At 68.2% G+C, this 2,651-nt stretch carries 3 protein-coding genes and 1 pseudogene; 3 read left to right on the forward strand and 1 reads right to left on the reverse strand.

The annotated features are described in order from the left end of the window. Positions 1-220, forward strand: a pseudogene (locus WA317_RS14645) (DUF6542 domain-containing protein); the annotation flags it as partial. A gap of 94 nt (positions 221-314) precedes the next feature. Here WA317_RS14645 and WA317_RS14650 read toward each other — a convergent pair. Next, positions 315-1,310 (reverse strand): 4-hydroxy-3-methylbut-2-enyl diphosphate reductase, encoded by a 996-nt coding sequence (locus WA317_RS14650; protein ID WP_425173720.1) that lies wholly within the window; start codon positions 1,308-1,310, stop codon positions 315-317. Positions 1,311-1,410: 100 nt separating this feature from the next. Here WA317_RS14650 and WA317_RS14655 point away from each other — a divergent pair, with 100 nt between their 5' ends. Together WA317_RS14655 and xseA are read left to right on the forward strand one after the other, a co-directional pair. Further along, positions 1,411-1,995 carry a lipid droplet-associated protein gene (locus tag WA317_RS14655; RefSeq protein WP_425173721.1) on the forward strand — a complete coding sequence of 195 codons (585 nt, stop codon included), beginning with the start codon at positions 1,411-1,413 and terminating at the stop codon, positions 1,993-1,995. Positions 1,996-2,003: 8 nt separating this feature from the next. Then, a partial coding sequence (gene xseA, locus WA317_RS14660; RefSeq protein ID WP_425173722.1) for an exodeoxyribonuclease VII large subunit occupies positions 2,004-2,651 on the forward strand: 648 nt, incomplete at its 3' end.

Genomic DNA, 2,651 nt, shown 5'->3' on the forward strand with positions numbered 1-2,651 from the left:
CACCCGCTACGGCCGACCGGCCGCGCGCAGCAGCCGGTTCGATCCGTACGAACCGGTCGAGCCCTCTGACCCGCCGCCTCGCCGCCGGCCCGCATCCGAAGCCGCCGTCAAACGGGCCAACTCGACGCACCACCCCATCTCGCAGGTCCGCTACCGCGGCGCCGGCCGTCCCCGCGGGGCGCGAAGTTCGGCAGCCGAGTCTTGGGAATACGACATCTGACGTGCCGCAGTGCCTTCTCCACCCGCGCCAGCCGGGCTTTAATTGCCCGGCTCCTCCTCGGGCCGCTTCGCCGCCCGCATCGTGACCGCGCCAACTAGCGGCGGCGGATCTCTCTGGGTAATGCGAACACCAGCGTCTCGTTGGCTGTGGTCACCGGCTGCACCATGTTGTAGCCGTATCCGGCCAGCCGTTCCAGCACACCGCGCACCAGCACCTCGGGAACCGACGCGCCCGATGTGACTCCCACCGTGGTGACGCCGTTCAGCCAGCCGGGGTCGATGTCGTCGGCGCAGTCGACCAGGTGCGCGGCGCCGGCACCGGCGCCCAACGCCACTTCGACCAACCGCACCGAGTTCGACGAGTTCGTCGAGCCGACGACGACCACCAGGTCGCATTCCGGCGCCATCGCCTTGACCGCAACCTGCCGGTTCTGCGTCGCGTAGCAGATGTCGTCGCTCGGCGGGTCCTGCAGCTTGGGGAACCGCTGTCGCAGCCGCTCGACGGTCTCCATCGTCTCGTCGACGGACAGCGTGGTCTGCGACAGCCAGATCACCTTGTCCTCGTCGCGCACCGCGACCTGATCCACCGCGCCCGGCCCATCAACCAACTGCACGTGCTGGGGGGCCTCGCCGGCGGTTCCGACGACCTCCTCGTGGCCTTCGTGACCGATGAGCAGGATGTCGTAGTCGTCTCTGGCAAAGCGCTTGGCCTCGTTGTGGACCTTCGTGACCAGCGGGCACGTCGCATCGATGACCTGCAGGTCCCGCTCGGCGGCCGATGTGTGCACACTCGGCGCCACACCGTGCGCGGAGAACACCACCACGGCGCCTTCGGGAACTTCATCGGTCTCCTCGACGAACACCGCACCGGCCCCTGCCAACGTGGCGACCACGTGCCGGTTGTGCACGATCTCGTGCCGCACGTAGACCGGCGGGCCGTGTTTTTCCAGCGCGCGCTCGACGGTTTCGACGGCGCGGTCGACTCCGGCGCAGTAACCCCGCGGCTCGGCCAGCAACACCCGCTTCCCGATGGCGGCTTCGGCTACCGGGCGAGTGGTGCCCGGGATCCCCATGTTGATGGTCGGCGGCATGGTCACCAGGGTACTTTCCGCCGCCCGCCACGTAATATGCGACGCCATTTCGCGGCTGTCCGCTTGGACTTGATCCGCCGCTTAAGGCAGTCTTGAACGCATGGCTAGTGCACCGTATGGGGTTCGGCTGCTGGTGGGTGCCGCGACAGTCGCCGTGGAGGAAACGATGAAGCTGCCGAAGACCATCCTCATGTATCCGATGACACTGGCCAGTCAGGCCGCGCACATCGTGATGCGATTCCAGCAGAACGTGGCCGAGCTCGTCATTAAAGGCGACGCCACCATCGAGAACCTGTTCCCGCCGAAAGACGAGCAGCCGGAGTGGGCGACGTTCGACGAGGACAGCATCGACTCCGCCGATGAGGCACCCGGCGTTGACACCGAACGCCGCGCAGACGGACGGTTCGCGCTGTACTCACTGGCAGACGCGGCAGCGGACGCCGCCTTCACGTCCGGCGAGCCCGCCTCGCCCGATAAGGAAGCGGGCGGCTCGACGGCGGCGGCGCCGGAGGTGGCCACCGAGCTCGACTACGAGAACCTGACGTTGGCGCAGCTGCGGGCCCGCCTGCAGTCACTCGACGTGGACGAACTCGAGGCTCTGCTGGCTTTCGAGGAAGCCACCAAGGCCCGTGCGCCGTTTCAGACGCTGCTCGCCAACAGGATCACCCGCGCGAACGCGAAGTGAGCCAAGCGGTGCCGGCCAACTCGGCCGAAAACCCCTTCCCGGTTCGTGCGGTGGCCATCCGGGTCGCCGGCTGGATCGACAAACTCGGCACCGTGTGGGTGGAAGGTCAGCTGACCCAGATCAAAGTGCGGCCCGATGCCAAGACCGTGTTCATGGTGCTGCGTGACCCGGCCGCCGACATGTCGCTGAACGTCACCTGCCCGCGCGACCTGGTGTCGAGCGCGCCGGTCAAGCTGACCGAGGGCGTTCAAGTCGTGGTCTGCGGCAAGCCGACGTTCTACACCGGTCGGGGCTCGTTCTCGCTGCGCCTCAGCGAGATCAGAGCAGTCGGCGTCGGCGAGCTGCTGGCACGAATCGAGCGGCTGCGCCGCCTCTTGGACGCCGAGGGGCTCTTCGACCTGCGCCTCAAGCGGCCGCTGCCGTTCCTGCCGTCCAGCATCGGGTTGATCACCGGGCGTGCCAGCGCCGCCGAGCGCGACGTCACCACGGTGGCCGCCGCGCGCTGGCCCGCGGTGCAGTTTGCGGTCCGCAACACCGCCGTCCAGGGTCCCAACGCCGTCGCCCAAATTGTCTCGGCGCTAAGCGAACTCGACGCCGACCCGGACGTCGACGTGATCGTGGTGGCCCGCGGCGGCGGCAGCGTCGAGGATCTGCTG

It is taken from the genome of Mycobacterium sp. (assembly GCF_049802695.1).
Taxonomy (GTDB): Bacteria; Actinomycetota; Actinomycetes; order Mycobacteriales; family Mycobacteriaceae; genus Mycobacterium.

Bases quoted from the DNA above. Each gene is read 5' to 3' on its own strand.
- WA317_RS14650 (WP_425173720.1), bottom strand. From the start codon at position 1,310: ATGCCGCCGACCATCAACATGGGGATCCCGGGCACCACTCGCCCGGTA.
- WA317_RS14655 (WP_425173721.1), top strand. From the start codon at position 1,411: ATGGCTAGTGCACCGTATGGGGTTCGGCTGCTGGTGGGTGCCGCGACA.